Source organism: Arthrobacter nitrophenolicus (assembly GCF_045833485.1).
Classification (GTDB): Bacteria; Actinomycetota; Actinomycetes; order Actinomycetales; family Micrococcaceae; genus Arthrobacter; species Arthrobacter nitrophenolicus.
In genome coordinates this window covers 90094-105670 of record NZ_CP174504.1, presented here as the reverse complement: position 1 = coordinate 105670, position 15577 = coordinate 90094, and the positions used below count along the sequence as shown (strand labels likewise).

Below are 15577 nucleotides of genomic sequence, written 5' to 3'. Positions count from 1 at the left end.
GGGCCGGGGCCCTATTTCCCCAACAGAAACCCGTGCACCGGCTGCAGAACTGGGCTGCATTCGCAAGGATCGGCCATGCCCTGCAGGGTACTTAGGGCCATGATCCGATTCGAAAATGTCACCAAGGTCTACGACCAGAAAGCCCGGCCTGCGCTGGACTCGGTCACCCTTGAGATTGACCGTGGCGAATTCGCCTTCCTGGTCGGCGCATCAGGCTCCGGCAAATCCACGTTCCTCCGCCTGGTGCTGAAGGAAGACCGCGCCACGTCCGGCGCCGTCTACGTCGCCGGACAAAACGTTGCCAGGATTTCCAGTTGGCGGGTACCGCGGCTCCGGCGCGGCATCGGCGTCGTCTTCCAGGACTTCCGGCTGCTGCCCCAAAAGAACGTGTTCGCCAACGTGGCGTTTGCCATGCAGGTCATCGGCAAGAGCCGCAGCGTTATCCGGGACACCGTTCCCGAAGTGCTCAAGACCGTTGGACTGGAGGGCAAGGAACACCGCATGCCGCACGAGCTCTCCGGCGGCGAGCAGCAGCGCGTGGCCATTGCCCGCGCCGTCGTCAACCGGCCCGGCATCCTCCTCGCCGACGAGCCCACCGGAAACCTTGACCCCACCACGTCCATGGGCATCATGGGCATCCTGGACAAGATCAACCAGAACGGCACCACCGTGGTGATGGCCACGCACGACGACGACATCGTCAACGAGATGCGCAAACGCGTGGTGGAACTCAAGAACGGGGTGGTCATCCGTGACGAGGCCAAGGCCCTGTACACCTCAATGATCCCCGTGGTGGGACAGTCCCGCAGGCTTAAGGACGCCAGCGGCAGGGAAGAACCCGACGGCGGCCTGCCGGGCGACGGGCGCGAAGGCGGGGCACAGCGATGAGGCTCGCGTTCATCCTCTCCGAGATCGGCAGCGGCCTGCGCCGCAACCTGTCCATGGTGGTCTCCGTCATCCTGGTCACCTTCGTGTCGCTGACCTTTGTGGGCGCTGCCGGCATGCTGCAGATGCAGATCAATCAGATGAAGGGCTACTGGTACGACAAAGTCCAGGTGGCCATCTTCCTGTGCAGTGAAGGATCGACGGCGGCCGGTTGCGCGGGCGGGCCCGTCACCCCGGAACAGCAGGAGAGCCTGAACGGCCTCCTGGAGTCACCCGCAGTTGCGCAATACATCAACGACTTCCAGTACGAGTCCAAGGAAGAGGCCTACAAGCACTTCAAGGACCAGTTCTCCAACTCTCCCATCGTGGATTCCGTGACCCCGGACCAGCTGCCGGCATCGTTCCGGATCAACCTGAAGGACCCGGAGAAGTACCAGATCATCAGCGAAACCTTCTCGTCCCAGCCAGGCGTGGAAACGGTCATTGACCAGCGCCAGCTCCTGGAGCGCCTCTTCTCGGTCATGAACGGCGCCTCCCTGGTGGCTGTCAGCATCGCCGGTGTCATGATCGTCTGTGCCATCCTCCTGATCGCCACTACCATCCGGCTCTCCGCATTCAGCCGGCGCCGCGAGACCGGCATCATGCGCCTGGTGGGCGCTTCGAAGACGGTCATCCAGTTGCCCTTCATCCTGGAGGGCGTCATCGCCGCCGTGATCGGGGCGGCACTGGCCTCCGGAACATTGTGGGCCGTTGCCCACTTCTTCCTCGGCGAGTACATGTCCCGGCAATATCCGGACACCGCTTTCATCTCGTCAGGGCAAACCCTGATCCTCGCGCCTGCCCTGCTAATCCTTGGCGGATCCTTGGCTGGAATTTCGTCTCTCTTGACCTTGCGCCGATACCTTCGCGTCTAGGTATGCAAACCAAACAAGGAATGCCCATGAACTTCACGCAGCAGACGTCCCACCGCCCCCTCCAGAGGGGCCGCGGCAGGGCGCGCCGGTCAGGTGTCCTCAGCGGCGTGCTCGCCGTGGTCCTCGCGGCCGGTCTGGCAGCATCAACCCCCGCAGCGTTCGCTGACGAGCTTGAGGACCGCCAGAAAGCCCTCGAGGCGGAAGCTTCGCGGGTCCAGCAGTCGCTGGAGTTTGTGGATTCGCGCATTGCCAAGGCGGCGAGCGACCTGGTCATCTACCAGGGCCAGCTGCCCGGCGCGCAGCAGGCGCTCCTTGAGGCGCAGGGCCGTGTTGCCAGTGCTGTCAAAGAGGTGGAGGCCCTCTCGGCGCGCGTCGATATGGCGCAGCAGAACAAGGCGAAGATCACCCAGCAGCTGGAAACGGACAAGCAGAAGATCGCCGATACCAAGAAGCTCATTGGGCAGATTGCCACGCAGGCCTACAAGTCCGGTGGAGTGCCCTCCAACCTTTCCCTGTTTTTTGGCTCCAACAACGGCGGCAGCCTGACCGAGACCATGGACCTAGCGGACCAGGCCATGCGCAGCCAGAACGCCGCCATGGACAAGCTCTCCCAGCAGAGTGCCTCGAACGTCAACTCGGAAGCCCGGCTGCAGGCCGTAGAGGCGGAGATCAAGGACCTCAAGGCCAAGGCTGACGCGGCCCTTGAGCGGGAAAAGGCGGCGCGCGACGAGGCGGAGGCCAAGAAGGCTCAGGTGGACCAGCTCATTGCCGATACTGTCCGCCTCGACGCTGAACTCCAGGCCGCCAAGCCGGGCATCCAGTCGCAGCTGGCGAACGTGCAGGCGAGCCAGAACGCCGTCGCCGCCGAAATCCAGGAACGTGACCGGAGGCTCCGCGAGGCCTGGGAAGCCGAGCAGCGCAGGCTTGCGGAAGCAGCGGCCGCCGCGGCTGCGGCAGCTGCCGCAGCAAAGGGCCAGGCGCCCCCGCCCGCGCAGCCGTTCGTGCCGCCGGTGGGATCGCCGTCGGCCTTCGGACTCCGCCATCCGTTCAACGGCGGCGTCCCCATCACCTCCGGCTTTGGTTGGCGGGCCACACCTCCCGGAACCATCGACTTCTATGGCCAGGGCGGCTATATGCACACCGGTATCGACTTCGGCGCAGCCTGCGGTACGCCGGTTTATGCGGCAGCGGCCGGCGAAGTGTTCGGCTCGGGCTGGAGCTCCGCGGACGGCGGTGGATGGCGGGTGAAGATCTCCCACGGACTGGTGGAGGGCAACACCCTGAATACCATCTACTACCACAACGCCAGCATCGTGGTGTCGAACGGCCAGCGGGTTTCCCAGGGACAGCTGATTGCCTACTCCGGCAACACCGGCAACTCGACCGGCTGCCACTCCCACTTCGAGACGTGGCTTAATGGCAGTGCTGTGGACCCGATGGGACTGCTGTAGCCGCGTTACGGCGCTGCCGTAAACTGGTATGACTCCGGACCGGGCCGGCCTGGAGGACATCGCAACCTGAAAACTGAGGAGCTTTCCCGTGCCTAAAGAAAGTGGCCGTAAAGTGGTGGCCACCAACCGGAAGGCCCGGCATGATTACCACGTGCTGGACACCTACGAGGCTGGCATCGCGCTCATGGGAACTGAAGTGAAGTCCCTGCGCGAAGGACATGCATCGATGGTGGACGGTTTCTGTACCTTCTACAACGACGAGCTGTGGATGGAAGCCATCCATATCCCCGAATACAACCAGGGCAGCTGGACCAACCATGCCGCACGGCGGCGCCGGAAGCTGCTGCTGCACCGCGAGGAGCTCATCAAAATTTCCCACAAGGTGCGCGAATCGGGGTACACCATTGTGCCGCTGCAGCTGTACTTCGTGGACGGCAAGGCCAAGGTGGAGATCGGCGTCGCCCGGGGCAAGCGCGAGTATGACAAGCGCCAGACGCTGCGCGAACAGCAGGACAACCGGGAAGCGCAGCGGGAAATGCGGGAACGCAACCGGCGCAGGTAGGAATGAATCCCGGAGAACATGCGTTACTATAGATAGTCCGGTGGGCATGCCTGCCGGTTTGGTAACAAAATATGGGGATGATCGGTTTCGACGGTGTTTGTCGCGACAGGTGAAGCGGGCCGAGGATGCAGAATTATCTCGTTAACGCTTTCTGCAAAACAATAAGTGCCAAACAAACGCGCACTGACTTCGCTCTTGCTGCCTAAGCAGTAAGACAGTCCGTCAGCCCGGGGTTGCTATCGCCCCGGTTCCTGGCGTCATTTAGATAGCCACTGCTGTTTGCTCCCGTCATCGGAGTAAACGGGACTTTTAGATGACTGGGCCCGGATCAGCCAGCTGTTTGCAGCATGGCTGGGGCCGAGAAAATCCGACGCAAACTGCGCCCGGAGAAGCCCTGACAACACGACATCGGACGGGGGTTCAATTCCCCCCATCTCCACCAAAAAAGCCCCGGATTTCCGGGGCTTTTTTAGTGCCCTCCCGCGGGAGGAGGCCAGGGCGGGCGCCGCAGCACCCCGGCCCGCGGTCCGGGTGCCTTTCCTTTCCCGGGCCGGCGCTGCCCGTTCACCCACGGCGTAGCCTGCACGGGACTAGGAGGCCGCCGCCGCTCGTTGTGATCGGTAAGGCCCGGTACAAGCAAGGGCAGTCCGGGCGGGCACAACCAGGAGGTGCGCCGTGGACCAGGAGCGGGAACCGGCTTTCGTCGAGGACGACGGCGAGGTGCTGGATTCGTATTCACGGACAGTCATGCGCGTGGCGGCGGCCGTCACCCCGCACGTGGCGGCGATCGAGATGACGGCGCGGCGGCGCAACGCCAGGATGCGCATGGGAGCCGGCTCCGCAGTTCTCTTCACCCAGGATGGCTATCTCCTGACCAACTCCCACGTGGTGGCCGGGACGGAGAGGGGCCATGCGGTCTTCGCCGACGGCAGCCGGATGGAACTCGAACTGGTGGGCAGCGATCCCTTGTCCGATCTCGCCGTCGTCCATGGCAGGCGCCCGAAAGTTCCGCCCGCTGAATTCGGAGCCGCGGAAACCCTGCGCGTGGGACAACTTGTTGTGGCGGTGGGAAACCCGTTGGGCCTTGCCGGCTCTGTCACGGCGGGCGTCGTGAGCGGCCTTGGCCGTGCCATCCCTGTGTGGTCGGGCAACAACCGTAGGGTCATCGAAGATGTTATCCAGACCGATGCGGCGTTGAACCCCGGTAACTCCGGGGGTGCCCTCGCCGACACGCACAGCAGGATCGTGGGCATCAATACTGCAGTGGCCGGCGCTGGGCTGGGACTGGCGGTTCCGATTAACGCGACCACGCGGCGGATCATCTCCGCCCTGCTGTCCGACGGGCGGGTCCGGCGTGCCTACCTGGGCCTGGTCAGCACCCCGATCCGGCTGAACCCCAGCGCAGTGATCAGGACAGGCCAGCGGGAAGGGCTGCGGATCGTGGAGGTGCTGCCCGGCTCACCGGCTGACAGGGCGGGCCTGGCAGCGGGAGACATCCTCTTGACGGCAGGCGGGCGGCCCGTCAGCAACGCCGAAAGCCTGCAGCGGCTGCTCTTTGCGGATGCGATCGGCCAGCCGCTGGATCTCGCGGTACTGCGGGATGGAGCGGAGAGCCATCTGGTGGCCGTGCCGGACGAGATGACCGGCAACGGCAGCTAAATGCGCCGGAACAGCCAGGGAAAAGCCGCGTCAGCGCCCTGTGTCCGGCGCCGCAACGTCGGCGATGCCCACGAAACGCGTCCCGACGCCGTCGAACTCGCTGCGGACGAACCCCGGCGCGGCGGGCGGCACGTCCGCGGGTGCATGGTGATGGCAGACAACGTACGTGAAGTCCGGCCACCATTTCTTGGGGCGCGCCGCCTCCTCGTAGCCGCAGACCGCGCACTCAAGGTGGACCCAGACCGGCCGCTTGCCCGTCCGGTTGGCGCGGGACTGGACCAGCCAGGGCGGCGGGTTATCCAGGATCGCACCCAGTTCGGCCTCGGTCATCCATTTGGGAAGGCCGTGGCGCTGGGCCATTTCCAGCGGCACATCCAGGGCAATTGCCGCGTCACGTCTGCTAATCATCACTGTCCACCATACGGGAGCCCGCCAAATCATCGCCGGGCCCCGGCGGGGGGGACCGGCTAACCGGGCCGCATGACTAGCCTGTCAGCGCGATACCGGCAGCAGCCGCGGCGAAGCCGAGCACCAGGTTGACGGCGATATTGAGGACAGCCGCGCCGACGCGCGACTCCGCAAAGAGGCGCACTGTGGCTGTGGTCCAGGAACTGAAGGTGGTCAGCCCGCCCGCCAGGCCCGCCGACAGCCCGGCCTGCCAGTCAGGGCCCAGGCCAAGCCCCGCTGCCGCGCCATGGGACAGCCCGATGATGAAGCATCCCGCCACGTTCACCAGCAAGGTGGCCCACGGCCAGTGCAGCTTCTGCTTTCCCCTGCCGGTCCGGATACTGCGGGTGGAGCTGTGGTGCGCGAACCAGCTGTCGACGCCAAAGCGCAAGAGCGCCCCCAGCACGCCGAAGACGCCCACCAGGACGGCGCCGATCACGGCCGGCCGCCGGAAACAGTGTCCATTGGCTGGCGGGTGAGCCGCTTGCCCAGCCGCCACCCCGCGGCTGCGGCAGCCAGGCCCAGAAGCAGCGATAGTGCCAGGTAGGCGATCCACACCGGGTGCTGGCCCGCCCGGGCCAGCTGGTCCACCGCGAACACCACGGCGGAGAACGTGGTGAAGGAGCCAAGCAGTCCGGGTCCCAGCCCGGCGCGAAGCCAGAACGCAGTCCGGGGCCTGGCCATCCACGCGGTGGTCAGCGCGGCCAGGACGAAGCTGCCGGCAACGTTGATCCACAGCGTTGCCCACGGCAGCGACGCGGGCTGGTCGGGGAACGCCAGCGCGAGGCCGTACCGGAGTTCGCTGCCCACCAGGCCACCGGCGCTAACGGCAAGCCAGGCCCGCCAGGCGGGCGCCGGCCCCACGTCAGCTGTCTCCCAGCAGGCAGCCGGGATGGGGATGGTCGCTGTGGACCCAGAGGGCGGAGGTGACCTCATCCGCCAGGTCGTAGTCCCTGGTGTGGCCGGAGTTCCGGATCCGCACCATCAGGGCCCCGCCGAACGGCCGGCGCCCCACCACCTCGACCTCGGCGTCAAGGTCGATCTCTTCAGCCGACAGATAGCGGAGCAGGTCCGGGTTGTCGTCGCTGATGCGGGTGATCCTGCCGGTGTGCCCCTGATCCAGCTCGCCCATCAGGTGGGCCCGGGGCATCAGGACCTTGCCGTCTGCGGTGGGGATGGGATCCCCGTGCGGGTCCCTGCTTGGATCGCCGAGTTTCGCGGCGACACGCTCAATGAAAGTGTCCGACACCGCGTGCTCGAGCAGTTCGGCTTCGTCGTGGACCTCATCCCAGCTGTAGCCGAGCTGCTGGACAAGGTAGGTTTCGATCAGCCGGTGGCGCCGCACCATGGACAAGGCAAGCCGCAGGCCTGCATCCGTGAGGGTGATGGCACTGTACGGCTTGTGGTCAACAAGGCCCTGGTCCTTGAGCTTGCGGACCATTTCCGACACCGACGAATTCGCCACGCCCAGCCGTTGGGCCAGCTGCGAGGACGTGATGGGCTTGTCCTGCCATTCGGTAAAAGAGTAGATGACCTTGACGTAGTCCTCGATGGAGGAGGAGGGCGCGCTGGTCTTCACAGGACCAAGCCTACCGAATGGCCAGGGTGCGCGGCGGAACCGCTCATACTTTGACTGCCCGCCACGACAAGGTCAGGTACGGCAGCCCGATGGCTTCGTCCGCGGCATGCCCCAGGTGTTCATGCAGGTACCAGTCGAGGTTGGCGAGGACCTTGGCGCGGGTGGCTTCGCCGGCACGGAGGTAATAGCTGCGCGATTTGGTCAGTTCGATCAGGTCTTCGGTGCTGACGGTGTCGTGCCAGTGCGTCACGTGGCCCTCCAGTTGGCCGAATTCCGGACCCACCACTGGCCGGTGGCCGGGCTTGTAGACGTCCCCGGCGTGCATGATCCGCGAGAGCCGGTGTACCCAGGGGACGGTGGTGTCCAGTTGGTTCCAGACAAGCCCGAGGATGCCGTGCGGACGGAGGACGCGTGCCAGTTCAGTGCTCGCGGCAAGGGGATCACACCAGTGCCAGGCCTGGGCAACGGTGACGACGTCGAAGGCGGACGGCGGGAGGCCGGTGGCCTCGGCGGTTCCCAGGACCGCGGTGGCGCCGGGATAGTGTGCCTTCAGCTGGTCAAGCATGTCCGCTGACGGGTCGACGGCGGTGACGGCCAGGCCGCGTTCCAGCATCAGTTCGGTGAACTTGCCGGTTCCTGCGCCGGCGTCGAGCGCATCCCGCGCACCGGCGGGGATCAGCCAGTCCGCAGACTCCGCGGGATAACCGGGCCGGACCCGCTGGTAGTGCCGGCCGCCCTGCTCGAAGCTCTTTCCCAGCTCCCTGCGCCGCCCGTGATCCAGTCTGGGGCCACCCCGAACCACCTGCGGCCTCCTTCAGTCAATGCCTTGCGGTACCTTCCGAATTTACCGCATCAGCCGGACCGGTCAGTCGTCGGTGCAGGGAGCAGCGCCGGCGGTGCCCGGCGTGTTCGGGGCCCAGTGCGGGTAGGTGCGGGTGTCGTTGGCGGGAACCCAGCGTCCGGCGTCCACCACGTAGTCCCAGCCGAGCCCGTCCCGGCGCAGCTTGGCGATCCCGGCCAGGAGCCGCTCGGCATCCTCCAGCCGGGAACCCACGCCGAAGCTGGCGCGGAGCGAACCGGAAGGCAGGCCCAGCCGCTTCAGCAGGGGGTGTGCGCAGAAGCGCCCGTCCCGGAGGCCCACGCCGTGCTCGGCCGAGAGGTACGCAGCCACCAGGCCGGCGTCGTAGCCCTCAACGGAGAAGTTGACTACACCGATGGTGTCCGTGTCCGGGTTGGTGTCCTTGAAGATCTGGTGCACCGTGACGCCGTCGATCTCCTGCAGGCCCTCCACCAGGAAGGAACGGATGGCGGACTCGTGCGCGTGCCAGCGTTCCTGGTCCAGGCCCGCGATGACCTGGGTGGCCTTGGCCAGCGTGGCGGCACCCAGGACGTTGGGGGAGCCGCCCTCGTGGCGGGCCGGTCCGGTTGCCCAGCTGACGCCGTCGAGCCTGGCTTCCTTGACGGCGCCGCCGCCGGCAAGGTGGGGGGTCCCGGCGTCGAGCCAGTCCGGCCTGCCCACCAGGACGCCGGCGCCGAAGGGCGCGTACAGCTTGTGGCCGGAGAAGGCGACGTAATCGACGTCGTCCGCGCTGATGTTGATGCGCCGGTGCGGCGCCAGCTGGGCCGCGTCCACCACGATGCGGGCCCCGTGCTGGTGGGCCAGGGCAGCAAGGGCTCGGACCGGCAGGATCTCGCCCGTGACGTTGGAGGCACCCGTGATGGCCAGCAGGCTGACGCCACCCTGTTCCAGTTCGGCGCGCACGGCGTCGATGGTGCCGGCGATGGTGTCGGCAGCAACGATGCTGCGGTGGGGAACGCCCTGCCACGGCAGGAGGTTGGCGTGGTGCTCGATGTCCAGGTACAGGACGTCGCCGGCGGGCCGGCCGTCGGTGAGGGGCAGGCAGCCGGCCAGCAGGTTGAGCGAGTCCGTGGTGTTCCGCGTGAAGATCACGGAGTCGTCCGGGCGGCCGCCCACGAAGTCGCGGACGATGCTGCGGGCGTTTTCGTAGACCGAGGTGCTGATCTGGGACGCGTAGCCGGCACCGCGGTGGACGCTGGCATAGAAGGGCAGGATCTCGTTCAGGTAGGCGGAGACCACCGAGAGGGCGGGGGCCGAAGCGCCATAGTCGAGGTTCGCGTAGCGGATGTGGCCGCCCGAAATCAGCGGTGCCTGGATTTCCGCTCCGGTGACGGCTGCAAGCGGACGGCCGGCCAGCGCCTGGCGCTCGTCGAAGACGGATTCGGCGGTAATGGCGGCGTTGGGGGAGACGGTGGCAGTTGTCACAGAGACCTCACTTCAAAACAGGACTCCGGTATCAAGGGAATCCGCGCTTGCCGCATCCGCTCCGGACCGGCCTGGTCGTCACCCGGGGCACCCCACCGCGAATGGAGGGTTGCCGGCCAGCAAACCGGGGTTTTGCGCTGGCACTCGTGACCTGGTTAAGAGCGTAGAACATGGGGCGGCCAGGACTGAAGCCGGCGCAATTGTTAAGGCTTTTGTTACGTGCGGATGGAAATCTCGCCTTTCGGCGAAGAACACGACGGCGGACACCTCCTTCCGGAGGTATCCGCCGTCGTTTGTTCGGTTGCCGGGGTCTTTAGAGCAGGTCGTCCAAACCCGGGTTCAGCCGCTGCAGCACTTCCGAGTGCAGGATGGAGTTGGTGGCCAGGGCGTTACCGCCGAAGGGGCCGTCCTCACCCTCCAACGAGGTGAAGCGTCCGCCGGCCTCCACCACGATCGGCACCAGGGCTGCCATGTCGTACAGGTTCAGCTCCGGCTCGCAGGCGATATCCACCGAGCCCTCGGCCACCATGCAGTAGGACCAGAAGTCGCCGTAGGCGCGGGTCCGCCACACCGACTCGGTGAGCCCCAGGAACTCGTCCAGGTTTCCCCGCTCCTTCCAGCCGGAGAGGCTTGAGTAGGACAGCGAAGCGTCGGACAGGCTGGAAACGTTGGAGACCCGGAGCCTGGTGGCCGCGGCGAGTGAACGCCCCATGTAGGCGCCCATGCCCTTGGCGGCCCACCACCGCTTGCCGAGGGCCGGGGCGCTGACGACGCCGACCACCGGCTCGCCCTCGTCGACGAGGGCGATCAGGGTGGCCCAGACAGGGACGCCGCGGACGAAGTTCTTGGTCCCGTCGATGGGGTCGATGATCCAGCGGCGCGAGCCGTGGCCGGTACTGCCGAACTCCTCACCCAGGACCGCGTCGCGCGGACGGGAGCGGGAGAGCTGGCCGCGGATGGCTTCCTCGGCGGCCTTGTCCGCGTCGGTGACCGGCGTCAGGTCGGGCTTGGTCTCCACGTGGAGGTCCAGTGCCTTGAAGCGGCTCATGGTCTGGTCATCCACGGAGTCGGCCAGGACATGGGCCAGGCGCAGGTCATCGTTGTAGCTCGAAGCGGGTTGGATCATGGTTCCAAACTACCGTCTGCAGGCAGTTCTGCTGGGAGATCGGCGTTGTCAGTTGACGCTGCCGAGCTCCTTTGCCTCCTGCGCTTCCTCCCGCGGATCCGCTCCGAGCAACCGGCGCAGCGAGGCCAGCCGCGCTTCTCCGGTGGGTCCGGCATGGCCCGCGGCGACCCATTCATCCAGGCCGCAGTTAACGGCAGTTGCCGTGTGCTTGCAGCCGCGTTCGCAGGCGTCGGTGCCGGGTGAGAGGTCGGGGAAGGACCGCAGGATCCGGTCCGGGTCCACATGCGCCAGGCCGAACGAACGGATGCCGGGGGTGTCGATGATCCAGCTGCCCGGCGGGGCGTCCACCAGCCGCAGGGCCAGGGCGGACGACGACGTGTGCCGGCCCCTGCCGGTGACCGCGTTGACGCCGCCGGTGGCCCGCTCGGCTCCCGTGAGCGCGTTGACCATTGTTGACTTGCCGACACCGGAGTGTCCGAGCATGACGGTGACCTTGCCGTCCAGGTAGGACCGGAGCGCGGCAACTGCCGCGCTGTCCAGCCGGGCGGACAGGCCGTCGTCGGAGCGGGCGTCGATGCCGGACGCCTGGGTGTCGGCGGTGCGGCTGATGATCACGGGAAGGTCGAGGTGCGTGTAGTTGGACAGGAGCTCCGCTGGATCCTTGACGTCCGCCTTGGTCACGAGCAGGACCGGGTCGATGCCGGCGTCGTAGGCCGCCACCAGTGCGCGGTCGATGAAGCCCGTGCGGGGTTCCGGGTTGGCGGCGGCCACCACGATCACCAGCTGGTCGGCATTGGCCACCACGGCCCGCTCCACCGGATCCGTGTCGTCGGCGCTGCGCCGCAGGAGGGTTTTGCGGTCCTGGATCCGCACCAGCCGGGCCAGGGTATCGGGGTCGCCGGAGACGTCCCCCACGAGGGAAACGAAGTCGCCCGCCACCACGGGGGAGCGGCGCAGTTCCCGGGCCCGGGCGGCGATAACCGTACGCTCGTTCGCGGAGTCCTCGCCCACCACGGCCGTGTATCGCCCCCGGTCAACGGTGATGATCCGACCGGTCACGGCGTCGTCGTGGCTGGGACGGTCCTTGGTGCGGGGCCTGGAACCCTTCTTGTTGGGCCGGATCCGGACGTCCGATTCGTCCCAGGAGTCAGTGCGCCTGGCCACCGCTAGCCTTCCGCCCCGGTGCGGGCCTCCTGCTGCGGGGCACCGCCCTGGGCGAGCATGTCCGCCCAGATCCGGGGGAACTCGGGCATGGTTTTCGCCGTGGTGGCGATGTCCTCCACCTGCACTCCTTCCACCGCCAGGCCCAGGATTGCCCCTGCAGTGGCCATGCGGTGGTCAGCGTAGCTGTGCACGACGCCGGCATGCAGCGGGGCGGGCCGGATCACCAGGCCGTCGCTGGTTTCCTCGGCATCACCGCCCAGGCGGTTGATTTCCGTGACCAGCGCGGCCAGCCGGTCCGTTTCGTGCCCGCGCAGGTGGGCGATCCCGGTGAGCCGGGACGGGCCCGACGCCAGCGCGCAGAGCGCCGCTACCGTGGGTGCCAGTTCGCTGGTGTCGGCGAAGTGGGCGCCCTTGATTTCCGGGCCGCCCGTGACCGTGAGGACGCCATCCTCCAGTGTCACTGTGGCGCCCATCTCGGTCAGGATGTTGCGCCACAGGTCACCCACCTGCTGGGTCTCCTCCGGCCAGCCGGGAATCCGGACAGTCCCGCCAGAAGCCAGCGCTGCCGCGAGGAAGGGACCGGCGTTGGAGAGGTCCTGCTCAATCCGCTGGTCGAAAGCGCGGATGGGACCAGGTTGGACAACCCAGTGGTTGGGCACCGAGTCGTCAACCTGGACCCCCGCCCCGCGGAGGACGGCGACCGTCATGTTGATGTGGTCCAGGCTGGGTACCGGCTTGCCCACGTGCTCAAGATGCAGGCCTTCCGTGAACCGTGCCCCCACCAGGAGGAGCGCCGAGACGAACTGGGAGGACGCGCTGGCATCGATCACCAGGTGCCCGCCACGGACCTCTCCGCTGCCTTCCACCACGAACGGAAGCGACGACGGCGTGCCCCCATCCTCGGCGGATACCGCCACCCCCAGTGCCCTCAGCGCCTCGATGATGGTTCCCATCGGACGCTTGCGTGCGTGCGGGTCGCCGTCGAACACGCTGGCGCCGTTTCGAAGCGCCGCGATGGGCGGAACGAAGCGCATGACCGTGCCGGCCAGGCCGCAGTCGATCCTGGTGAGCGGCTGCTCCGCGTCCTGCCCCAGCGGGATTACTTCGAGGTCCGGCCCGAATGCGCCGTCGCCCGGCACTTCCGTGATGGTGGCGCCCAGCTGGCGGAGCGCCTCGATCATCAGGGCCGAGTCGCGGGAGTGCAGGGGTGCACGCAGGCGTGACGGTCCGTCGGCCAGCGCCGCGAGGACGAGGTACCTGTTGGTCAGGGACTTCGAGCCGGGGACCGTGACGGTGGCGTCAACGGGCCGCGAGGCGAAGGGTGCGGGCCAGTGGGGGACAGGAGTTCCGGAATTGTCCCGGGTGGCGGCTGCAGCGGTCATGCGTGCTTATGCCCCCGTGGCCTGTTCAACGGCGCGGCGGACGGCCTTGTCCGCCTTGGCCAGCTTCTTGTTCGTGGTCCTCCGGGCGTCGGAGGCAAGGTGCGATGCGCCCTTGCGGGCATCGGCTGCCAGGTGCTCGGCGCGCCAGGCCAGGCCCGGCTTGCCGGCCGTGTCCACCGAGGCGAGCAGTGCCCCACCGCTCAGGGACAGGTTCTTCAGCAGCTGGTTGCGGCGCGTCTCGCGGCCCTCCTTGCTGCTGATGTCTGCGCTGCGCCACTCCACGAAGGTGTTCAGCAGGGAGATGACGGTGAGCAGGGTGGCCGTAAGCCTGGAGAATTTGCCCAGCCCGAAAAGTACACCAGCGCCCACCTGGGTCCCGCCGATCACACGGGCCAGCATCTTCTCATCCGCCTGGAACGGCAGCGACGCTGCAGCCTTGCGCAGCAGGGGGGAGAGCTGCTGCGCCGTGTCGTCAGTGTTCTTGAGCTTATCCACTCCGGCAAGGACAAAGCTGGAGGCCAGCATGGGGCGGGCGAGCGTGCGTACAAAGGGCATGGATTTCCTCCTGGATGGACGAACCGCGTCTTCGGCGGGGAGTCCGTTCTAGTCTTGCACTTTTGGGGAATATTTGCCTGCGGCCGGCGGTTATGGAAAAGGCGGGTCGGCCAGGCCGGCTGCCATTCGAAACCATGGACCGATGTAACACGACATACAGAGCGGAGCTGGGCCTTGAGGCAGGTGTTGGACGGAGTGCAAGCAGTTGGCCCGGTGGGTGTTGGCCTGGTGGACGCGGATGCCTCCGGGTACGGCTCGCCGCGTGCGCGGAGCCTGACAGTAGACTTGAAGGCAATGAGCACCCTGGATCCGGCCGTCTCGGCCATGTATGAGGCTTCGAACAGCGAAGTGAAGGGCGCGCCCGGCGCGACGCCCCAGCCCGAAGCGGCCGGCGGCCCCGAGCCAGGGCCCGGGACCACGGAAACGCTGGTGGACGTCTCGACGGAAACCGCGGAACAGCGCCGCGTCCGCTTCGAGCGTGACGCCATGCAGTACGTGGACCAACTGTATTCGGCTGCGATGCGGATGGCCCGGAATCCCTCGGATGCCGAGGACCTCGTCCAGGAGGCCTACACGAAGGCCTTTTCGGCGTTCCATCAGTACAAGCCGGGAACCAACCTCAAGGCCTGGCTGTACCGCATCCTGACCAACACGTACATCAACCTGTACCGCAAGCGGCAGCGCGAACCGCTCCAGTCCAACTCGGACACGATCGAGGACTGGCAGTTGGCGCGCGCCGAATCACACACCTCAAGCGGGCTCCGCTCCGCCGAGGCAGAGGCGTTGGACCACCTCCCGGATTCCGACGTCAAGCGCGCGCTCCAGGACATTCCGGAAGAATTCCGCCTTGCGGTGTACTTCGCGGACGTCGAAGGCTTCGCGTACAAGGAAATCTCAGACATCATGAACACGCCCATCGGCACGGTGATGTCCCGGCTCCACCGCGGCCGGCGAATGTTGCGGGACATGCTGGCGGAATACGCCGCCGAGCGCGGATTCAAACCGGCCGCGGATGCACAGGACACGGCTGCAAGCACACAACAGGAGAGCAGGAAATGAGCGACTGCCAGGGATTGGGCGATTGCGACGACACCCGGATGCAACGCATCTACGAATACCTCGACGGAGCCTTGACCCGTGAGGACATCACGGAGATCAAAAACCACCTGGATGACTGCCCGGAGTGCACGGAGCAGTACGACCTTGAGTGTGTCATCCGGAACATGGTCAAACGCTCGTGCACCGAAGCTGCACCGGACAACCTGAAGAACGCCATCCTGGACCGGATCCACTCCATCCGCACAGTGGAGGCATAGGGCCCGCCCGCCGTCGCCGGACAGCTGCGAGTGAAAAGCGAAGGACCCCGGAAGCCGTTTGGCTTCCGGGGTCCTTCGCTTGAACCGTAGTCCCTGGCATTTGCCTAGGTGTTGGGGCGCTTCCCGTGGTTCGCGCCGCCACGCTTACGGTCACGACGCTTGCGTGCACGCTTGCTCATAGCTGGCCTCCTTACTGTCGGTACTCAAAAGAGCTGCCCTCAAGTCTCCCACAACATCAGACCGCCCGCGAACC

At 66.6% G+C, this 15577-nt stretch carries 18 protein-coding genes, 1 other RNA gene and 1 riboswitch; of the genes, 8 read left to right on the top strand and 11 right to left on the bottom strand.

All coding sequences use genetic code 11. The features are described 5' to 3' along the window. Positions 1-99 precede the first annotated feature (99 nt). The 6 genes from ftsE (at position 100) to ACJJV6_RS00475 (ending at position 5471) form a co-directional block, all read left to right on the top strand. Positions 100-888, top strand: coding sequence for a cell division ATP-binding protein FtsE (ftsE, locus tag ACJJV6_RS00500; RefSeq protein ID WP_133346185.1), 789 nt, complete (start codon positions 100-102; stop codon positions 886-888). Next, positions 885-1799 carry a permease-like cell division protein FtsX gene (gene ftsX, locus ACJJV6_RS00495; protein ID WP_009356863.1) on the top strand — a complete coding sequence of 305 codons (915 nt, stop codon included), beginning with the start codon at positions 885-887 and terminating at the stop codon, positions 1797-1799. Before ftsE ends, ftsX begins: the two co-directional genes overlap by 4 nt. 26 nt (positions 1800-1825) lie before the next feature. After that, positions 1826-3250, top strand: a complete 1425-nt coding sequence (locus ACJJV6_RS00490) for a peptidoglycan DD-metalloendopeptidase family protein (protein ID WP_407709666.1) — start codon at positions 1826-1828, stop codon at positions 3248-3250. An 88-nt stretch (positions 3251-3338) separates the two neighbouring features. Then, positions 3339-3812 carry an SsrA-binding protein SmpB gene (gene smpB / locus ACJJV6_RS00485; RefSeq protein WP_009356865.1) on the top strand — a complete coding sequence of 158 codons (474 nt, stop codon included), beginning with the start codon at positions 3339-3341 and terminating at the stop codon, positions 3810-3812. A gap of 73 nt (positions 3813-3885) precedes the next feature. Beyond that, positions 3886-4254, top strand: a transfer-messenger RNA (tmRNA) gene (ssrA, locus tag ACJJV6_RS00480). A gap of 233 nt (positions 4255-4487) precedes the next feature. Next, a complete protein-coding gene (locus ACJJV6_RS00475) occupies positions 4488-5471 on the top strand; it encodes a S1C family serine protease (protein ID WP_407709665.1) in 984 nt (327 codons plus the stop codon). Positions 5472-5501: 30 nt separating this feature from the next. Here the strand turns inward: ACJJV6_RS00475 and ACJJV6_RS00470 are convergent, their stop codons facing one another. The 10 genes from ACJJV6_RS00470 to ACJJV6_RS00425 all read right to left on the bottom strand — a co-directional run bounded on the left by ACJJV6_RS00470 (position 5502) and on the right by ACJJV6_RS00425 (position 14008). Continuing rightward, on the bottom strand, positions 5502-5879 hold the full coding sequence (locus ACJJV6_RS00470; RefSeq protein ID WP_133346193.1) for a hypothetical protein: 378 nt from the start codon (positions 5877-5879) through the stop codon (positions 5502-5504). Positions 5880-5955: 76 nt separating this feature from the next. After that, the gene (locus ACJJV6_RS00465; RefSeq protein ID WP_407709664.1) at positions 5956-6357 is read right to left on the bottom strand and encodes a fluoride efflux transporter FluC; all 402 of its coding nucleotides are present in this window, start codon (positions 6355-6357) and stop codon (positions 5956-5958) included. After that, positions 6354-6782 carry a fluoride efflux transporter FluC gene (locus ACJJV6_RS00460; protein WP_407709663.1) on the bottom strand — a complete coding sequence of 143 codons (429 nt, stop codon included), beginning with the start codon at positions 6780-6782 and terminating at the stop codon, positions 6354-6356. The genes ACJJV6_RS00465 and ACJJV6_RS00460 overlap by 4 nt, the downstream gene beginning before the upstream one ends. A 1-nt stretch (position 6783) precedes the next feature. Beyond that, entirely contained in the window at positions 6784-7497 is a 714-nt protein-coding gene (locus ACJJV6_RS00455) for a metal-dependent transcriptional regulator (protein ID WP_009356870.1), read from the bottom strand. A 43-nt stretch (positions 7498-7540) separates the two neighbouring features. Next, positions 7541-8299, bottom strand: coding sequence for a class I SAM-dependent methyltransferase (locus ACJJV6_RS00450; RefSeq protein ID WP_407709662.1), 759 nt, complete (start codon positions 8297-8299; stop codon positions 7541-7543). A gap of 63 nt (positions 8300-8362) precedes the next feature. Next, complete coding sequence (locus ACJJV6_RS00445; protein ID WP_407709661.1) at positions 8363-9781, bottom strand: aminotransferase class V-fold PLP-dependent enzyme; 1419 nt, start codon at positions 9779-9781, stop codon at positions 8363-8365. A gap of 38 nt (positions 9782-9819) precedes the next feature. Beyond that, positions 9820-9933, bottom strand: a riboswitch (SAM riboswitch). A gap of 161 nt (positions 9934-10094) precedes the next feature. Next, positions 10095-10907 carry a histidinol-phosphatase gene (hisN, locus tag ACJJV6_RS00440; RefSeq protein WP_009356872.1) on the bottom strand — a complete coding sequence of 271 codons (813 nt, stop codon included), beginning with the start codon at positions 10905-10907 and terminating at the stop codon, positions 10095-10097. 48 nt (positions 10908-10955) lie between these two features. Continuing rightward, a complete protein-coding gene (locus ACJJV6_RS00435; protein ID WP_009356873.1) occupies positions 10956-12071 on the bottom strand; it encodes a ribosome small subunit-dependent GTPase A in 1116 nt (371 codons plus the stop codon). A 2-nt stretch (positions 12072-12073) separates the two neighbouring features. Then, entirely contained in the window at positions 12074-13453 is a 1380-nt protein-coding gene (gene aroA, locus ACJJV6_RS00430) for a 3-phosphoshikimate 1-carboxyvinyltransferase (protein ID WP_407709660.1), read from the bottom strand. Positions 13454-13459: 6 nt separating this feature from the next. Beyond that, positions 13460-14008 carry a DoxX family protein gene (locus ACJJV6_RS00425; protein ID WP_407709659.1) on the bottom strand — a complete coding sequence of 183 codons (549 nt, stop codon included), beginning with the start codon at positions 14006-14008 and terminating at the stop codon, positions 13460-13462. A gap of 294 nt (positions 14009-14302) precedes the next feature. On the opposite strand from ACJJV6_RS00425, the gene ACJJV6_RS00420 reads away from it, so the two are divergent. Together ACJJV6_RS00420 and rsrA are read left to right on the top strand one after the other, a co-directional pair. Beyond that, positions 14303-15067, top strand: a complete 765-nt coding sequence (locus ACJJV6_RS00420) for a sigma-70 family RNA polymerase sigma factor (protein WP_407709658.1) — start codon at positions 14303-14305, stop codon at positions 15065-15067. Further along, positions 15064-15324, top strand: a complete 261-nt coding sequence (rsrA, locus tag ACJJV6_RS00415) for a mycothiol system anti-sigma-R factor (RefSeq protein ID WP_009356877.1) — start codon at positions 15064-15066, stop codon at positions 15322-15324. Before ACJJV6_RS00420 ends, rsrA begins: the two co-directional genes overlap by 4 nt. A gap of 104 nt (positions 15325-15428) precedes the next feature. On the opposite strand, the gene ACJJV6_RS00410 is transcribed toward rsrA, so the two are convergent. Continuing rightward, positions 15429-15503: a 50S ribosomal protein bL37 gene (locus tag ACJJV6_RS00410; RefSeq protein ID WP_369299106.1), complete on the bottom strand. Its 75-nt coding sequence runs from the start codon at positions 15501-15503 to the stop codon at positions 15429-15431. Between the last annotated feature and the right edge of the window lie 74 nt (positions 15504-15577).